This is a genomic window from Synechococcus sp. W70.1 (assembly GCF_047461515.1).
GTDB lineage: Bacteria > Cyanobacteriota > Cyanobacteriia > Thermostichales > Thermostichaceae > Thermostichus.
In genome coordinates this window covers 114,757-130,688 of the sequence record NZ_JANSHH010000032.1, presented here as the reverse complement: position 1 = coordinate 130,688, position 15,932 = coordinate 114,757, and the positions used below count along the sequence as shown (strand labels likewise).

The following is a 15,932-nucleotide window of genomic DNA, read 5'->3' as shown; positions in this document are numbered from 1 at the left end:
GGCTAGAGGCCAGCTCCAGCTTGTGGAGAACTTTGCCTAGCGCCTTGCGCAGGACTCGAACCTGCAACCATCGACTTAGAAGGTCGGTGCTCTATCCATTGAGCTAGCAAGGCAGAATCCAGAGTCATTATAGCCTTGGGAAGCTTGCCTACCGGAAGGTCGGTTGCCCCAAGGATCGTCAAAGAACCTTTAGCCCTATGATGACAAAGGCCTGCTTTCAACAGGTGCTTTCTACGCCTACAGGAGGGATCCCTATGCCACTGCCCCCTGATCCTAGCTTCGTTGAGGAGAAGAAAGCCGTTCGCGTCCCTCCCGGCCTGGAATCCCTCTCGCCGGCGGCTAGACGCTTGCTGCGGCTCTACCACGGCGGCAGTTTCGTCTTTTTGGGCCTGCTGTGGCTGTTGGTCGGGATCCCTAGTCTTTGGGCGCTGCGGGCAGATTTCCTCCGCCTCTGGCAACACTTTACCTGGACGGGCCTGCGCTATGCCCTCTTTTACCGCCCTAGCTGGCCCACCTTTGGCCTGTTGCTTTGCGTCAGTTTCACCGTAGGGATCCTAGTTGCCCAAAGCCGCTACGAGCTGTTTGGGCTTTACCCCTTCGAGCGCCAGATGCTCGAGCAACAGTCCCGCTGGATCCTGTCTTTGCCTGCCTGGCACCCTCTGCGGCGCTGGCTGGTGTGCACCCTGGATCCCCGCTAACAGAAGGCATCCCGGCTGGCAAGGCCTCCCAGATGCTGACCTAGGAGGAGCTAGGAGCAGCAGCTATCGAGCGTTGCACAATCCGGGACAGACGAGCCTTACGACGAGCGGCGGTGTTTTTGTGCAGCACACCTTTTTGGGCCGCCTTGTCGATGCGGCTAAAGGCAGCGCTCATTGCCGCCTGGATCTCCTGCAGGGTTTCCGGCTGAGGGTTGGCCGCGTAGGCAGAAGAGAGAGAGATCACCTTCTTCATGAGCGCGCGCACCATGGCCTTGGTAGCCTTGTTGCGCAGTCGGTTTCGCTCGGCAATCTTGAGGCGCTTGATAGCGGATTTGGTACGTGGCATGGTTGAAAGGTAAGAACAGCGAGGATCTAGCATACCATCAGAGCCTAGAGTCCCACGAGTTCCTCCCCCAGCCGTCGGACGGGCTCCCCATGTTTTGCGATTGCAGCTCCCTCATCCAGTTCAACCCGCCTGCCCTTTTCTATGGGGTTGCCGTTTGCGACTTGGATCGGGACGGGGCTTTTGAGCTATTTGTGTGCGGCTTCCGCGGCCCGAACCGGGTTTTGAAGTGGAACGGGCAGGCGCTGGTGGATCTGGTGGACGACACCCTGGCCGATGCGGGGCGCATGGCCATTGGGGTAGCTGCTGGCGACTTTGACGGTGACGGCCAAGAAGAACTCTACGTTTTGAATACCGATACTTTCGGCGGGCGCAAGCGCTTTGGGGATCGCCTCTTCGACTGGCAGGGCTCCCGCTGGGTGGATCTGTTCTCGCTGCCCCACAACCAAGATGCCCTCAACCTCACTGCCGGACGCTCGGTGGCCTGTGTGGATCGCCTGGGCCGCGGACAGTACGGGTTCTTCGTCGCCAACTACGGCGGCCCCATGCGGCTTTACGAGCTGGGCTCCAACCAGATGATCGCTGATGTAGCGCCCGAGGCGGGGGTGAACCGGATTACAGGTGGGCGAGGGCTGGTGGCCGTGCCTCTGGTCTCCCAGCGGATGGATATTTTCGCCGTCAACGAGCAGGGGCCCAATTTTTTGTTCCGCAACCGCGGGGATGGCACCTTTGAGGAAATCGCCGCCGAGGTGGGGCTGGCGGATCCCAACGAGCACGGGCGCGGCGTGGCAGCAGTGGATCTGGATGAGGACGGGCGGCTGGACTTGGTGTACGGCAATTGGGAAGGGCCGCATCGCCTCTGGATCCAAACCCCCAGTGGCATTTTCAAAAACGTGGCTCCCCCCGAGCTGGCCAGGCCCTCCCGCATCCGCACGGTCATCGCTGCCGACTTCGACAACGACGGCTACCCGGAGCTGTTTTTTAACAACATCGGCGAGCCCAACCGCCTGTTTGGCTGGCGCTCTGGCTCCTGGCAGGCCATCGATATTGGGGAGGCGGCTGAGCCCCAGGGACTGGGGACAGGCGCGGCGGTGGCGGATGTGGATGGGGATGGGCGCCTGGAGCTGCTCATTGCCCACGGGGAATCGGGCGCCCAGCCTCTAAGCTTTTACCGGCCCCTGGCTAATGCCAATAACTGGCTGAGGGTCTTGCCTCTAACTCGCCAGGGATCCCCAGCCCGCGGCGCTCTGGTGCGGCTAGTAACTCCTGGCCGCCTGCAGATTCGGCCCATCGATGCCGGCAGCGGCTACCTCTGCCAAATGGAGCCGGTGGCCCACTTTGGCCTAGGATCCGAGACGGTGGTCAAGGAAATCCAGATCCAGTGGCCGGACGGGAAAGAAGTGCAAGTGGTCAACCCCCCTGTTAACCAGCTTCTGCGGATCCCCTATCCTGGCTAGTCGCTAATCTGAAACATCGAACCCCACTTGGTGGGCAACTTGGATTCTGGCCTAGATCTGCTGCCAGCGATCCCAATCTGTGATCATTGATGCAGCGTAGCCCCGCCCCATAGAGAAGTTGGGCTTTTTGACTGAGGTTGAAGCTGTTGGTGTGAGGGCCACATCTGAGCCCAGCCTGAGCAGAGGTTCGCCGTTGGTGAGGCGAAAACCATCGATCCCCAAGGGCAAAAACACCTCTCGAACCAGCGTGAGAATTTCTTCATCGGTCAAGCGCGCTGGGGCTTGCAGCCAGGTCAACTCTGCCTCGGCAGGCGCCAAACATAAAGCCGCTGGAAATAGCGCACCTGCTGGCTAACTAGCTCCTGCGGATCTCTATCCTATTCAGCTCTCCTGGCTTGATCTTTGCAGCGGCTTAGGTGCCGCAGCATGTAGCTTTCGAGCAGCATTCAGATCCCTGTCGATCTCCAGGCCGCACCTTTCACACCGAAACACCCGCTGGCAAAGTGGCATCTTCTGTCGGTGCCCACACCGTGAACACAGTTGGCTGGATGGATAAAACCTATTCACCACCACCAACTGACAGCCGTAGAGTTGGGCCTTGTACTCTAGCTGTCGCCGTTCGCGATAGCGGGACGGAGTCCTTAACTCATAGAAGCCACAATCGGCTAAAGATCCGGCCAGGCGGTGATTCTTGAGGAGGTTTTTTACCTGCAAGTCCTCAATCACCACCACCCGGTACTTCTTGGCCAAGTAGCTGGTCAGCTTGTGCAAGTTGTCTAGTCGTATGTCCGCCACCCGTTTGTGGGCCCTAGCAAGCTGCACCACTGCCTTCTTGCGGCTGGCGGATCCCTTTTGCTTGCGACTCAGCCGCCGATGCAGCCTCACCAAGCGCTTCTGGGCTTTGCGGTAGGGCTTGGGGTTATCAAACATTTCCCCACTGGCGCAGGTGGCCAGCTGGTTCACGCCCGAGCCCACCCCCACCCCATCCCCCGTCTCCTCAACCTGCGGAGACAGGGCCTCGTACTTGTTCGCTTCAGCGGTGCGTAGCACTTAAGAGATGTACCACCGCCCAGCCCGCAGGCTGATCACGACGTTCTGGGGGGTGGCAGTAGGGGGGATCTCCGCACAGCGTAACCAGCCACTCACCAAGCGGGCCGGAGGCCTTAGATAGGTACCTTGATGCGGTTGCCGGAGATGTGGATGTTGCCTTCGAGATAAAAGCTGTCCCGTACCCCCTTGCGCTTGAAGCGGGGAAACCGGCCCAGTCCACTCCGCCAGCGTTTGTTCGCGTCAGCGGCGCGTAGCGCGCAGGCTTGCTCTAAGCTGCGGAGTGCCTGCTGCGGGGCGCACTTGGAGACTTGGTAGTACCAGGGGTTGGCCTTCTTGACCCCCACCACCAGCCGCTTGTGCAGGTCGTTCGCGACAGCGGTGCGGAGCACTTTGGCCGTGGGTAGTTTCGGCTTGGCCTCAATGGCCTGTTGGCAGATGGCCAGGCCCTAGTTGTAGGCACGGCGGGCTACACCGGCATGTTGGGCTGTCAGTGTCCGCTGTTTGTTGTTGAGCCTGAGCTCAGTCTTGCTCGCGTTAGCGGCGCGGAGCGCAAAGCCTAGCAGCACTTGCCCCCTAGAGGAACCCTGTCCCGCTAGCACGAGGAGGAATTCACTTCAGCTTTCGTGAGCCTTGAGGCCTGCCGTTGTTATTAAGATTCTCAGTGTGTTGGCATGAGCAGTGATAAGCTTCTCGGCCTGCTGGTGTCGGCCCTCCCAAAGCTCTGGTTGCAGCTCTTGGGGGACAGATTGGTCTGGACAACCCAGCTTTCTCTGTCAGGTTGCAAGAGGCGGCATTTCTCGAGGGCGAGCAAAGCCCTTTGAGCTGTTCTCATCCCGGATAAAAGCCGAGATTTACCACTTGCTCAAGAGTGTAGGGGCACTCGGCGGGCAGGTCGTCTTCAGCAAGCGGTGTTTCCTTTACTACGAGCAGGATCCCGTCTTGGTAAGCCTCTGCCAGAGCTGCCGCCAGCTCCGGTTTGAGGCTAGGACTCTCTTTGAGGAGTCGCTGAATTTGGCGGCGTTGCTCGCTAAGGGTTGCTCGCCAGCTTTTACCTCGCAAGTGAGGTTGGAACTGCCATTTCAGCAAATGGCCTAGCAGGATCCCCAGTCGATTGACCAGTTCCCGGCGCTCCTGCCTGCCCAAAGCCTCAATTTCCTCTGCCAAATGAACTCTGTCCAGTCGCTCCAACTGCCCCGACCTCAGCAGTGCCGCCTGCTCCTGGGTCCAGGCATAGAAGTCGCGCTCGTAAAGCTGCATACTCACTCCTATTTTTCAGGGTAAAAGCTGGGATCCATCACTTGCTCAAACGTGTAGGGACACTGATCAGGCAAATCCTGTAGAGAGAGGGGCGTTTCTCTCACCACCAGGAGCAGTCCTTTGCGATAGGCCTTCTCCATCGCTTCAGCTAGATAAGATTTGAGGCTGGGACTCTCCGCAATGAGTTCCTGGATATCCTGCCGCTGTTCGATGATCGTAGCCTGCCAGCTTTTACCGCGAAGCTGGGGCTGAAACTGCCACTTGAGGAGGTGTCCCAGCAGGATCCCCAGTCGATTGACCAATTCGCGGCGCTCCTGTCTGCCCAAAGCCTCGATTTCCTCTGCCAAGTGCTCAGTATCTAGCTGCTCCAGTCGGCCCGTGCGCAGCAGCGTCGCCTGCTCCTGGGTCCAGGCATAGAAGTCACGCTCGTAAAGCTGCATGTCCACCCCCGTCTGGTTTCAGCTGCTGGGCCTTGCCTGTGAAAAGATTCGTTTGAGCCAAGAGTCCGCTAGACTAAAACCTGGACATCCCTTTTGCAACTCTCACTTCTATGGCCGACCCTCTCACCCCTCAGGTTAGCGAGCGCATCTGCAAGCACATGAACGAAGACCACGCCGATGCCCTAGCGCTCTATGCCAGAGTCTTCGGTCAGGTGGAAGGGGTGACCCAGGCCCGCATGCAGGCTATCGACTCGGAAGGGATGGACTTGCAGGTAGAGGTTGACGGAGCCGTACAAACGCTGCGCATTCCCTTTGATCACCCTCTCAAGGATTCCGAAGATGCCCACCACACCCTGATTGCCATGTTGAAACAAGCACGCGCTCGGGTTAAGCAGGGCAGTGTCTAGGCTGAGTCTCCTTGCCCGTGCATCCGTCTGCCTCAAGTAGCTAGCCGAGGCCCCGAGCAAGGGACGGGTCTAGGTAGCCTGCTGCAGGAGCAGATCTAGCTTGCCCTGGGCCTCAAGGGCGTAGAGGTCGTCGCAGCCGCCGATGTGCTGGTTGTTGATGAAAATCTGGGGCACTGACCGGCGCCCGTTGGCCCGCTTGGCCATCTCCGCTCGCGCTGCCTCGTCCCCATCGATGGCGTATTCGATGTACTTGACTCCCTTACGGTCTAGCAGTTGCTTGGCGCGAATGCAGAAGGGACAAAAACGCCATGTGTAGATCTCAACAGCCATAGGGAGAGAACGAACGCTTTCACATAGCTTAACATTTCAGTTGGCCTCCTTCCAGTTGTGGCCGATTTGGATATCCACCACCAGCGGTATGGAGAGGGGCACTGCCCCTTCCATTTCTCTTTGAATGAGTGGCTGTAAGTCCTGCCATTCTGAGGGCTCTACTTCAAACACCAGCTCGTCGTGAACTTGCAAAAGCAAACGCGAGCGAAAGTTCTGCAGCTTTTCCTGCAGGCGAACCATGGCCACTTTGATGATGTCTGAAGCGGATCCCTGAATGGGGGCGTTCACGGCAGCCCGCAGCTCAGCTTGCTTGCGATGGCCCGACAGCTGAGACAAATTGGGGAAATAGCGACGGCGGCCCAAGATGGTTTCCACATAGCCATGTTCTTCCACAAAGGCTTCGGTGGCGCGGAGATAGGCAAAAACACCAGCATAGCGCTCGTTAAATCGCCGCAAAAATTCCTTGGCTTCTGCCAGAGACACGCCGGCAGTGCGGGCAAAACGCTGCGCCCCCATGCCGTAAATAACTCCGTAATTGATTGTCTTGGCAAGGCGGCGTTCTTCGCTAGTTACCTCTTGTTTTTCAAAGAGCAAGCGAGCGGTAAGGGTGTGCACATCTTCCCCTGAGCGAAAGCCCTCGATGAGCGTCAGCTCTTGGCTGAGGTGGGCCAAGATGCGCAGCTCAATTTGTGAGTAGTCAGCTGAGGCCAACAACCACCCCTCCTGGGGAATGAAGGCCTGGCGAATGCGGCGGCTGAACTCGCTGCGGATGGGGATGTTTTGCAGGTTGGGGTTAGAGGAGCTGAGTCGGCCAGTAGCGGTAACAGTCTGGTTGAAGTTGGTGTGCACCCTGCCCGTATCGCGTCTTACCAGAGCTGGCAGCGCGTCCACATAGGTGGATTTGAGCTTGGCCAGAGTGCGGTACTGGAGAATCGTTTCAACAACTGGGTGATCTCCTTCCAGCTTCTCCAAAACCGAAGCATCGGTGGAGTAGCCGGTGGCTGTCTTGCGAGTTTTTCGGATATCTAGCTTTAGCTTTTCAAAAAGCAGGGATCCCAGTTGCTTGGGAGAGTTGAGGTTAAAAACCTCGCCTGCTTGGGCGTAGGCTTTCTGCTCCAGAGTCTGCAGCTCTTTCTCCAGTTCCTGAGAAAACTGCTTGAGAAACTCAGTGTCAATGCGGATGCCGACCCACTCCATTTCTTCCAAAACGTGAGCCAAGGGCAGCTCCACCTGGATAAAAAGATTCCAGAGGCGTGGGTCAGTTTGCTGTAGCTTTTCGGTGAGGATGGGCACCAAACGATAGGCGCAGTAGGCGTCGGTTCCGCAATATTCTGCCACTTTGGGGATAGGCAGATCGGCAATGGAGTCTGCTTTGCCCAGCAGCTTTTCATAGCTGGTGGTGGGTAAATTTAGATAGGTAGCTGCCAAATCAGCCAAGTTGTGGCTAGCTTCTGGATTGAGCACATAGCTAGCCAACATGGGATCAAATTGGATCCCTTGTAGGCGAATGCCATGAGCGCGAAAAATACTGAGATCATACTTGCAGTTTTGCAGGCTTTTGGGGCGACTGGGATCCTCCCAAATGGGCTGTAGGCTCTGTTTGACTAGGTTCCAGTCCAAGTTGGATCCCTGGCGGTGGCCAATGGGCAAATAGGCAACATCCCGCTCCGACCAACAGCAGCCAATCCCCACCAGTTGGGCGTCGCGGGGATCTAGACTCGTGGTTTCCGTGTCCCAGGCTACGATCCCGGAGCAGGCCAACAGCTCCTGCCGCAACCGCTCCAACTGCTCAGGGGTATCCACAATGCGTACCGGCGGCAGAGAAGGGGGGGGATGTGCAGCAAAATCAAACCAAAGGGCCTCGTCGTCGGCAGAGCCATTCTTTGAACCTGTCCTGGCTTCAGAGGCTTGGGCTGGGATCCCGCCCAAAGTGGCTTGCAGCTTGCGCACTTGAGCAATGAAACTGCGAAACTCTAGTTTCTCCAAAAGCGGCAGCACTTCCGCCGGGTCAAACCCGGTCAGCCTCATGCTCTCCCAGTCGGGCAAAAGGGGGACATCACAGTGAATCCGAGCCAGAAATTGGGAGTGCTGGGCTGCGGTGATCCCTTCCTTGAGGTACTGCTGGACTTTGCCAGGGATCTCCTCCAGATGGTTGAAAATCTCCTCCAAGCTGCCGTAGCGCTGTAAGAGCTCTGCCGCTCGCTTGGGGCCGATCCCCTTGACGCCGGGAATGTTGTCGGAGGGGTCACCACAGAGGGCTTTGTAGTCGACCACCTGCCAAGGCCAGATGCCCAATTTCTCTTTGACCTCTTGGGGGCCAAATTCGCTGACGCGATCTTTGCTGTTGAGGTGCAGAACCCGAATTCTTCCCTCGCGGTCAATCAATTGAAAGAGATCCTGGTCGCCGCTTAAGATCTGCACCCGATACTCTTGGGGGGCAAGCCTGCAGAGCGTACCCAGAACGTCGTCAGCCTCAAAGCCGGGCACTGCCAAAATTGGAATGCGCAGCGCCGCCAACACCTGCCTGAGGTTTTCCACATCCTCAATAAACTCCGGCGGCGTTTCCGGACGGCCTGCTTTGTAGGTTTCATCGGCCTCGTGGCGAAAGGTGGGCTGCCGGGTATCAAAGGCAACAGCTATGTGGGTGGGGGGGTATTTCTCCAAGACCTCCAGTAGCGATTTCAAAAAGCCAAAGCTGACACTGGTCGGGATCCCGGTGGAGGTGCGCAAGCCCCCCTCGCGGCTATGGGCAAAGGCGTAAAAAGAGCGGTAGGCCAGGGAGTGGCCATCGACCAAAAGCAGCCTCGGAGGGTGGGAAGCCATCGGCCAAGACCAACAACTGAGTCCAGCCTATCGTTTGCTGCCCCCTAGGGCCGCCAGGGAAACTGGCGAAAGTTGGGAGGACGCTTCTCCAAAAAAGCGCGTCTGCCCTCGGCAGCTTCCTCGGTCATGTAATACAAGAGCGTCGCGTCTCCCGCCAGCTCCTGCAGTCCCATCTGGCCGTCGCAATCGGCGTTGAAAGCAGCCTTGAGGCAGCGGATGGCCAGAGGACTGTGTTGGAGGATCTCCCGCGCCCAGCGGATCCCTTCGGCTTCCAGTTCCTCCACCGGCACCACCGCATTGACCAGGCCCATCTCCAGGGCTTGCGCTGCGGTGTACTGGCGGCAAAGAAACCAGATTTCGCGCGCTTTTTTTTGTCCCACCACCCGCGCCAGGTAGCTGGCCCCAAAGCCGCCGTCAAAGCTGCCCACCCTTGGCCCGGCCTGGCCAAAGATGGCGTTGTCAGCAGCGATGGTCAGGTCGCAGATGAGATGCAAAACATTGCCCCCACCAATGGCGTAGCCAGCCACTAGGGCAATCACCACCTTGGGCAGGGAGCGGATGATGCGCTGGAGATCCAAGACGTTAAGACGGGGAACCCCGGCCTCATCCAGGTAGCCGGCCTCTCCCCGCACGCTCTGATCCCCGCCGGCGCAGAAAGCATACTTTCCATCCGTATGGGGCCCGGCGCCCGTCAAGAGCACGACTCCAATACTGGGATCCTCCCGCGCATCCAGAAAGGCATCAATCATTTCGACGATGGTCTTGGGGCGGAAGGCATTGCGCTTGTGGGGCCGGTTGATGGTGATCTTGGCGATGCCGTCCGTCTTCTCGTAGAGGATGTCTTCGTAGAGCTTGGCCGTCTGCCACATGGTGTCCAGAGTCCCGACTGCCCTCCCATTATCCCGCTAGGGGGTGGCCCGGAGGAGGGATCCCAACAGCCCTTCCAGGGTGTACTCCTGAGCCACCACATCTACCCGCCCTAAGACCTTCTTGCAGGTTTCCGCCGTTTTGGGGCCGATGGCAGCAATCTGGACCGGCGGATCCCAGACTTCAGGGCCTAGCCCTGCCTGGCGCAGGAGGTGGGCAAAATGCTGCACCGTTTTGGAGCTGGCAAAGGTGAGAATATCCACCTGGCGGGTCTTCAGGGCTTCCAGGACTTGGGGATCCGCCGCTGCCGGACAGGTCGATTGATAAGCAGCCACCTCCACCACCTCAGCTCCGCGTTGCCGCAGCCCCTGCACCAGCTCCTCCCGTCCTCCGGATTCGACGCGGGGAAAGAGGATGCGCTGCCCCTGCACCGGCTCTGGCCAAATGGGCAGCAAGGCTTCGGCCACAAACGCGGAGGGCATCAAATCTGGGCGGATGCCATACTGAGCCAGCACCGCCGCCGTTTTGGATCCCACCACCGCCACTTGCAGGGAGTGGAGCGCCCGGCTATCTTGCCCCTGCCGCTGCAGCCGCTCGAAAAAAGCCTGCACCCCATTGGCCGAAGTCAGCAGCAGCCAGTTGAACTGTTGCAAGTTGGCAATGGCGGTGTCCAGGGGATCCCAACTGCTAGGAGGCTGGATCACCAGGGCAGGCATCTCCACCACCCGCGCCCCCTGAGCCCGCAGCAGCTCGCGAAAAGCCGGCGACTGCCCCTCAGCACGGGTGACCAGCACCGTCTTGCCTGCCAAAGGAGCCGGTGGCGGCAACGGTGGGATCCCCGGCAAAAATTCCTGCCGCAGCCGCACCACCTCGCCCACTATCAATAGCCCCGGCAACCTTTCCCCAGCCTCCGGCTCTACCCCTTCCCCCTGCTGCAGCTCCGTCAAGGTGCCCACCCAAACCCGCTGCTCCGCCTGCCCCGCCCCCCAGATCAGGGCCACTGGGCGGTCTGCCGGGATCCCAGACTCCAGCAACCGGGTGCCAATGGATTGCCGCTGCCGGGATCCCATCAAAATCACCAGCGTATCCAACTGGGCCAGAGCGCCCCAGGGCAGAGCTTCCAGCTCATGGGCAGTCAGCACGGCAAAGGCGCGGCTCAGGTGTTTATCGGTCAACGGGATCCCAGCCCACAAAGGGCCGGCTAGGGCCGACGACAAGCCTGGCCAGATCTCAAACGGACAGCCTGCCTCCCGCAGGGCCTGCACTTCCTCACGGGCGCGGCCAAAGATCAAGGGATCCCCCGACTTGAGGTGAACCACCTGCTTGCCTTCTCGGCAGCGCTGGATGAGCCAGCGAATGCCCTCCTGCAAACCCGCTTCTCCGGAACGTCGCCACACCTGGGCCTGCGGGGACAACTCCGCCAACAAGCGCTCGTCCACCAGCTCATCCACCCAAACCGCCTCGGCCTGCCGCAGGATCTCCAGCGCCCCTTGCGTCAGACCCGCCCGCCCGCCCAGCCCCGCTCCCACCAGATACACCTTGCCCATGGGGATGTGCTGCTGTCTTTGGTCTCAACTATCCCATCCTGCCGCAAAAGCAGGATCTTAGCCCCCTCTCTCCAATCTTCCAGCTAGGCTAAGAAGAGCCCTGCCCCTAGACGGAAAAGCGTGGAAGCCCATGGCTAACGCCGTTGCAAAGCCTTGGCCGCGCCGGCAGTTTCTGGCTGCTGGAGCTGCTCTACTGGCGGTGGGAGCGGGATCCCGCCAATCCCGGCCTCTGCGGCTAGTAACCAACTGGTATGCCCAAGCCGAACACGGCGGCTTCTACCAAGCCCTGGCCCTGGGCATCTACGCCGACTACGGCCTGCAGGTGGAAATCCGCATGGGGGGAACGGCGGTCAACGTGCTGCAACTCCTGGCGGGGGGGGCAGCAGACTTCGTCCTCGGCGGCAGCCCTGACGCCCTGGCCGCCCTGCAATCTGGGATTCCAGTGCTCACCGTGGCTGCCTTTTTCCAAAAGGATCCCCAGTGTCTCTTGGCCCATCCGGGGGTGGGCATCGAGCGCCTAGAGGACTTGCGGGGCAAGCCCATTTGGGTCTCGCCAGGGGCCAACCTCACCTACTGGCCTTTCTTGCGGGCCAAATTTGGCTTCACCGACGACCAAAAGCGCCCCTACAACTTCAGCCTCACCCCCTTCCTGCTCGACAAGTATTCCGCCCAACAGGGCTATGTCACCTCCGAGCCCTTCCGCGTGCGCCAGGAGGGCGGTTTTGATCCCGTTGTCTTTCTCTTGGCCGACTACGGCTATTCCCCTTATGCCACTACCTTGGAGACCACCCGCCCCTTTGCCGAACAGCACCCTGAGGAAGTGCGCAAGTTTGTGGCCGCCTCCATTGAAGGGTGGCAAAGCTACCTAGAGGATCCCCGCCCCGGCAACCGCCTCATCCGCGAGGACAACCCCAACATGAGCGAGGCCCTCTTGGCCTACGCCCACCAGGCCCTAAAAGACTACGGCCTCCTCACTGCCGGCGACGCGGCTACCCTGGGGATCGGCGCCATGACCCACCAGCGCTGGCAGACCTATTTTCAGGAAATGGTTGCCCTGGGAGTCGTCGAAGCTGGCTTGGACGTCCAGCAAGCCTACACCCTTGACTTTCTTCCTAGCCAGATTGCCTAATCACCGCCAAGCTTGGCGGCCACCAGTGGGGCAGAGGGTCGTTGCCATCCAAGCCGATAGCGTTGGCCATAGCCTGCAAGCTCTGGGGAACCAAAATGGATCTGGAGGGGGGATACTGGCGGGCTTCTTCTTGGTGCTCTCAGGACCGGATCCAGTCTGTGCGCAGGCCACCTCTCAACCGCTTTCTCCTCGGCGCCGCCCAGCGGCTGCACAGCTGTGAAGGATGGGTTCGCAAAGGCCTCTCCCACGATGAGATTTTGGATCGGCTCACCGTCAGGGTATCCCTACCCCCCTGGCAAAAATTTCGACCCTTTGTCAAGCTTCTCTAGCCCTCGCAGTCGGCAAGCGCCCAACTAACTGGCCCCTGGGATTGCAATTGCTAAGAAAGTTAGCTCTCCTTGGGATCCTCGCGTAATATATTTTTTCACACGCTCCCCGCCAAATTCGCCATCCTGAAAATAGGAGCTATCTCAAGCTTTGAGAGTTGGCGAGGGGAGAGAAAAAATGGAAGCCCGCGAACGTAGCCGAATCATTGCTTCGGAGTGGATGATCGACAGCCAAAACCCGGTTCACTCTATCTCCCGTCTGAAGCAGCGGGGAACCTACTCCGACATCACCCTATGGTGGCTGGTGGTGCAACTCAACCTGATGGAACACAACTCTATTCCTTCCGATCCTCGCTAGAGTTAACACCCCCAGCAGGGTTGAAGACATCCTCCCCCTCAAGTCCAAGCTCAAACATTAAAAAAAGCAAAAGAAGAGCTGAAAAGTACCAGCTCTTCCTGTTAAGCAAGCCGCAAAGTTCTCAGTTACGGGTGGGCAGCGCTGCTACCTGAGCTGGTTGCGCTGGCAAAAGGGGCCGCTGGACAATTTCCGTTGCCAGGGCACTGCGCAAGTGGGCTGCCACCGCCACCGTTGTCACATCATAGCTCTGGATAGCCAAACGTGGGTAGAAGCCAATGCCAAGAATTGGCAAGAGCAGGCAGAGGGCCACTGCCATTTCCCGCGGGCGCAGATCGCCCAGGTACTCTTCCAGCACCAGGCTGGGATCCGAAGGGCCATAGAAAGTCTGCCGCAGCAGAGAAAGCAAGTAGACAGGCGTCAAGATAAGACCCACTGCCGCCAGCAGCGCCACCCCTGCTTTGAAGGCTGGTGCATAGGCATCGCTGGTGGTCAAGCCCAAAAATACCGTCAGCTCGGCCACAAAGCCGCTCATCCCCGGCAGCGCCAAAGAGGCCAAAGCTCCTGCCGTAAACAGGGCAAAGGTCTTGGGCAGTTGCTTGGCCAATCCTCCCAACTTCTCCAGAAAAAGGGTGTGGGTGCGCTCATAGGTGATCCCTGTCAAGAAGAAGAGCACCGCCGCGATCAGCCCGTGGGAGATCATCTGCAGCAGAGCGCCATTAAGCCCCAGCTCCGTAAAAGTTGCCATGCCAATCAACACAAAGCCCATGTGGGCAATGGAGGAGTAGGCCAGCCGCCGCTTGAGGTGGTTTTGTCCCAAGGCCGCCAGCGCCCCATAGATGATGTTCACTGCCCCCAGCACCGCCAGCACCGGGGCAAAGTACACGTGGGCCTCCGCTAGGAGATTCGCGTTTAGGCGGATGAGGCCATAGCCCCCCATCTTGAGCAGTACCCCGGCCAGGATCATAGAGATGGGCGCCGAGGCTTCGCTGTGGGCATCGGGCAGCCAAGTGTGGAGGGGAAAAATCGGGAGCTTGACCCCGAAGGCCATGAGGAAAGCCGTATACGCCAAGATCTGCAGGGCCAGCGGGTAGGACTTAGCACCTAGCTCTGCCATCTCCAGGCTAAAGCCCTCGCCAGCAAAGGCCATTGTCAGGGATCCCACCAAGATAAAGATCGAAGCAGCGGCGGTGTAGAGGATGAACTTAGTGGCAGCATACTGGCGCTGCGGCCCGCCCCAGATGGCGATGAGGAGATAAACAGGCACTAGCTCAATCTCCCACATCAAGAAAAAGAGGAGCAGATCCTGCGCCAAGAACACACCCACCTGGGCGCCGTACAGGAGCAGCAGCAAAAAGAAAAATAGACGCGGCTTGTAGGCCACCTCCCAAGCTGCCACAATCGCCAAAGTCGTAATCAAGCCCGACAGCAGCACCAGCGGGAAGGACAGGCCGTCCACCGCCAGCGACCAGTGGAACCCGATCTGGGGCACCCAGGCGTAACGCTCGGCCAGTTGCAGCGAAAAATCCCGCAGGTCGTAGTGCCACCCAAAGATGTAGGCCATCAGGCCCAAATCCAAAGCCCCCACGGCAAGGGCATACCAACGCGCCCAGCGGCTCTGGGGAAGCAGGGGGATCCCAAAGGCACCCAGCAGTGGCAGCAGCACCAGGGCCGACAGCCAAGGAAACTCAAGAGGACTGCTCATGATTGAGAATAGGTACTTATACTCAACATCTCAATGATATGAAGCTATGTAAACAAATGGAAAGCGACCTTTACAAAAAAATCTGCGCAAGAGCGCAGACCTGGACAAGGTTTCTCTGATGGTAAGCATCAAGGCTTGGCAAGAGGGCGGCAATGGCGGCCCGAGGGCAAGCTGCACTGCCCCAATGCCTAGCTACTCATCTTCGGCAAAAACAAAGCGGTGCAACTCGTCCAGCGTGGGCTCTGGGCTTTCCAGGGCAAAAAGGACTGCGTCTTCCACTACGGCGCTCACTTTCTCGTGAATGGCCTGGAAGTCCGCCTCAGTCATCAAGTTGTGTTCCAAGGCGTAGCGCTCCAGGCGTTTGATGGGATCCCGCTGCCGCCAAAATTCCTTTTCTTCGGGGCTGCGCAGCTCGTCGGGGTCAGCCAAAGAATGGCCGCGGAAGCGGTAAGTGAGGCACTCCAGGAGAGTGGGGCCTTCTCCGGCACGGGCGCGGGCGATGGCCTGCTGAGCTGCTTCCCGCACCGCCAGCACGTCCATGCCGTCTACTTGGTAGCCAGGCATGCCAAAGGCTGGGCCCTTGAGGTAGATGTCGGTTACCGAAGTGGCACGCCTGTGGGCCATGCCAATAGCCCAAAAGTTGTTCTCCACCACGTAGACGATAGGCAACTTCCAGAGGGCGGCCATGTTGAGACATTCGTAAAATTGGCCGTTGTTGCAGGCCCCATCCCCAAAAAAGCAGACGGTTACCTGGTCAGTGCCGCGGTACTTGGCTGAAAACGCTGCCCCTGTAGCCACAGGGATCCCTTCGGCCACAAAGGCATAGCCTCCCAAAAAGTTGTGCTCTACCGAAAACAGATGCATGGAGCCGCCCCGACCCTTGCTGCAGCCAGTGGCCTTGCCGAAGAGCTCCGCCATCACCGCTCGCGGCGGGATCCCAGCGCTGAGGGCATGCACGTGATCCCGGTAGGTGCTGCAGATATAGTCGGTGGGCTTAAGCGCCTTGATCACCCCCGTGGACACAGCCTCCTGCCCGTTGTAGAGGTGCACAAAGCCGAACATCTTGCCCTTGTAGTACATCTCGGCGCACTTGTCCTCAAACAGGCGGCCCAGCACCATGTCTTCGTAGAGCATTCGAGCCTCTTCGGCGGAGATGCGGGGACTAGCCACGGGAGGGGTAAGTTCCTGAACCATTCTG

Annotated in this window: 18 protein-coding genes and 1 tRNA gene; 6 read left to right on the top strand and 13 right to left on the bottom strand. The window is 59.1% G+C overall.

The window, feature by feature from the left end:
- Positions 1–40: 40 nt before the first annotated feature.
- Positions 41–113 (bottom strand) — tRNA-Arg (locus NW808_RS08645).
- Positions 114–254: 141 nt separating this feature from the next.
- Here NW808_RS08645 and NW808_RS08640 point away from each other — a divergent pair.
- Positions 255–698 (top strand): hypothetical protein, encoded by a 444-nt coding sequence (locus NW808_RS08640; RefSeq protein ID WP_414420926.1) that lies wholly within the window; start codon positions 255–257, stop codon positions 696–698.
- 40 nt (positions 699–738) lie between these two features.
- On the opposite strand, the gene rpsT is transcribed toward NW808_RS08640, so the two are convergent.
- On the bottom strand, positions 739–1,044 hold the full coding sequence (gene rpsT / locus NW808_RS08635) for a 30S ribosomal protein S20 (protein ID WP_414395296.1): 306 nt from the start codon (positions 1,042–1,044) through the stop codon (positions 739–741).
- Between the two features lie 89 nt (positions 1,045–1,133).
- Between rpsT and NW808_RS08630 the strand changes: the two genes are divergently transcribed.
- Positions 1,134–2,498 (top strand): CRTAC1 family protein, encoded by a 1,365-nt coding sequence (locus tag NW808_RS08630; protein WP_414420925.1) that lies wholly within the window; start codon positions 1,134–1,136, stop codon positions 2,496–2,498.
- A gap of 51 nt (positions 2,499–2,549) precedes the next feature.
- Here NW808_RS08630 and NW808_RS08625 read toward each other — a convergent pair whose 3' ends face one another.
- From NW808_RS08625 to NW808_RS08605, 5 genes are all read right to left on the bottom strand, one after another.
- Positions 2,550–2,816 (bottom strand): hypothetical protein, encoded by a 267-nt coding sequence (locus tag NW808_RS08625; RefSeq protein ID WP_414405075.1) that lies wholly within the window; start codon positions 2,814–2,816, stop codon positions 2,550–2,552.
- A 63-nt stretch (positions 2,817–2,879) separates the two neighbouring features.
- On the bottom strand, positions 2,880–3,548 hold the full coding sequence (locus NW808_RS08620) for an RNA-guided endonuclease InsQ/TnpB family protein (protein WP_414420924.1): 669 nt from the start codon (positions 3,546–3,548) through the stop codon (positions 2,880–2,882).
- Between the two features lie 113 nt (positions 3,549–3,661).
- Positions 3,662–3,937, bottom strand: coding sequence for a hypothetical protein (locus NW808_RS08615; RefSeq protein ID WP_414395304.1), 276 nt, complete (start codon positions 3,935–3,937; stop codon positions 3,662–3,664).
- A 439-nt stretch (positions 3,938–4,376) separates the two neighbouring features.
- On the bottom strand, positions 4,377–4,805 hold the full coding sequence (locus NW808_RS08610) for a DUF29 domain-containing protein (protein WP_414405077.1): 429 nt from the start codon (positions 4,803–4,805) through the stop codon (positions 4,377–4,379).
- An 8-nt stretch (positions 4,806–4,813) separates the two neighbouring features.
- Positions 4,814–5,245, bottom strand: a complete 432-nt coding sequence (locus NW808_RS08605) for a DUF29 domain-containing protein (protein WP_414395310.1) — start codon at positions 5,243–5,245, stop codon at positions 4,814–4,816.
- Between the two features lie 110 nt (positions 5,246–5,355).
- On the opposite strand from NW808_RS08605, the gene NW808_RS08600 reads away from it, so the two are divergent.
- Positions 5,356–5,652, top strand: coding sequence for a DUF2470 domain-containing protein (locus tag NW808_RS08600; protein ID WP_414420923.1), 297 nt, complete (start codon positions 5,356–5,358; stop codon positions 5,650–5,652).
- 69 nt (positions 5,653–5,721) lie between these two features.
- Here the strand turns inward: NW808_RS08600 and grxC are convergent, their stop codons facing one another.
- The 4 genes from grxC to cobA are packed head-to-tail and all read right to left on the bottom strand — an operon-like array spanning position 5,722 to position 11,219.
- The gene (gene grxC, locus NW808_RS08595) at positions 5,722–5,982 is read right to left on the bottom strand and encodes a glutaredoxin 3 (protein WP_099884243.1); all 261 of its coding nucleotides are present in this window, start codon (positions 5,980–5,982) and stop codon (positions 5,722–5,724) included.
- Between the two features lie 36 nt (positions 5,983–6,018).
- A complete protein-coding gene (polA, locus tag NW808_RS08590) occupies positions 6,019–8,805 on the bottom strand; it encodes a DNA polymerase I (RefSeq protein WP_414420922.1) in 2,787 nt (928 codons plus the stop codon).
- A 44-nt stretch (positions 8,806–8,849) separates the two neighbouring features.
- Complete coding sequence (menB, locus tag NW808_RS08585) at positions 8,850–9,674, bottom strand: 1,4-dihydroxy-2-naphthoyl-CoA synthase (protein WP_414395320.1); 825 nt, start codon at positions 9,672–9,674, stop codon at positions 8,850–8,852.
- 36 nt (positions 9,675–9,710) lie between these two features.
- Complete coding sequence (gene cobA, locus NW808_RS08580; protein WP_414420921.1) at positions 9,711–11,219, bottom strand: uroporphyrinogen-III C-methyltransferase; 1,509 nt, start codon at positions 11,217–11,219, stop codon at positions 9,711–9,713.
- Between the two features lie 130 nt (positions 11,220–11,349).
- On the opposite strand from cobA, the gene NW808_RS08575 reads away from it, so the two are divergent.
- The 3 genes from NW808_RS08575 to NW808_RS08565 all read left to right on the top strand — a co-directional run bounded on the left by NW808_RS08575 (position 11,350) and on the right by NW808_RS08565 (position 13,032).
- Positions 11,350–12,348: an ABC transporter substrate-binding protein gene (locus NW808_RS08575; protein WP_414420920.1), complete on the top strand. Its 999-nt coding sequence runs from the start codon at positions 11,350–11,352 to the stop codon at positions 12,346–12,348.
- A gap of 158 nt (positions 12,349–12,506) precedes the next feature.
- Positions 12,507–12,677, top strand: coding sequence for a hypothetical protein (locus NW808_RS08570; RefSeq protein WP_414420919.1), 171 nt, complete (start codon positions 12,507–12,509; stop codon positions 12,675–12,677).
- A 175-nt stretch (positions 12,678–12,852) separates the two neighbouring features.
- Positions 12,853–13,032: a hypothetical protein gene (locus tag NW808_RS08565; RefSeq protein ID WP_414420918.1), complete on the top strand. Its 180-nt coding sequence runs from the start codon at positions 12,853–12,855 to the stop codon at positions 13,030–13,032.
- A gap of 121 nt (positions 13,033–13,153) precedes the next feature.
- Here the strand turns inward: NW808_RS08565 and NW808_RS08560 are convergent, their stop codons facing one another.
- Both NW808_RS08560 and pdhA read right to left on the bottom strand, forming a co-directional pair.
- Positions 13,154–14,734 (bottom strand): NAD(P)H-quinone oxidoreductase subunit 4, encoded by a 1,581-nt coding sequence (locus NW808_RS08560; RefSeq protein WP_414420917.1) that lies wholly within the window; start codon positions 14,732–14,734, stop codon positions 13,154–13,156.
- Between the two features lie 192 nt (positions 14,735–14,926).
- Entirely contained in the window at positions 14,927–15,928 is a 1,002-nt protein-coding gene (gene pdhA, locus NW808_RS08555; RefSeq protein ID WP_414420916.1) for a pyruvate dehydrogenase (acetyl-transferring) E1 component subunit alpha, read from the bottom strand.
- Positions 15,929–15,932 lie beyond the last annotated feature (4 nt).

Bases quoted from the DNA above. Each gene is read 5' to 3' on its own strand.
- NW808_RS08640 (WP_414420926.1), top strand. From the start codon at position 255: ATGCCACTGCCCCCTGATCCTAGCTTCGTTGAGGAGAAGAAAGCCGTT.
- rpsT (WP_414395296.1), bottom strand. From the start codon at position 1,044: ATGCCACGTACCAAATCCGCTATCAAGCGCCTCAAGATTGCCGAGCGA.
- NW808_RS08630 (WP_414420925.1), top strand. From the start codon at position 1,134: ATGTTTTGCGATTGCAGCTCCCTCATCCAGTTCAACCCGCCTGCCCTT.
- NW808_RS08610 (WP_414405077.1), bottom strand. From the start codon at position 4,805: ATGCAGCTTTACGAGCGCGACTTCTATGCCTGGACCCAGGAGCAGGCG.
- NW808_RS08605 (WP_414395310.1), bottom strand. From the start codon at position 5,245: ATGCAGCTTTACGAGCGTGACTTCTATGCCTGGACCCAGGAGCAGGCG.
- NW808_RS08600 (WP_414420923.1), top strand. From the start codon at position 5,356: ATGGCCGACCCTCTCACCCCTCAGGTTAGCGAGCGCATCTGCAAGCAC.
- grxC (WP_099884243.1), bottom strand. From the start codon at position 5,982: ATGGCTGTTGAGATCTACACATGGCGTTTTTGTCCCTTCTGCATTCGC.
- polA (WP_414420922.1), bottom strand. From the start codon at position 8,805: ATGGCTTCCCACCCTCCGAGGCTGCTTTTGGTCGATGGCCACTCCCTG.
- menB (WP_414395320.1), bottom strand. From the start codon at position 9,674: ATGTGGCAGACGGCCAAGCTCTACGAAGACATCCTCTACGAGAAGACG.
- cobA (WP_414420921.1), bottom strand. From the start codon at position 11,219: ATGGGCAAGGTGTATCTGGTGGGAGCGGGGCTGGGCGGGCGGGCGGGT.
- NW808_RS08575 (WP_414420920.1), top strand. From the start codon at position 11,350: ATGGCTAACGCCGTTGCAAAGCCTTGGCCGCGCCGGCAGTTTCTGGCT.
- NW808_RS08565 (WP_414420918.1), top strand. From the start codon at position 12,853: ATGGAAGCCCGCGAACGTAGCCGAATCATTGCTTCGGAGTGGATGATC.
- NW808_RS08560 (WP_414420917.1), bottom strand. From the start codon at position 14,734: ATGAGCAGTCCTCTTGAGTTTCCTTGGCTGTCGGCCCTGGTGCTGCTG.
- pdhA (WP_414420916.1), bottom strand. From the start codon at position 15,928: ATGGTTCAGGAACTTACCCCTCCCGTGGCTAGTCCCCGCATCTCCGCC.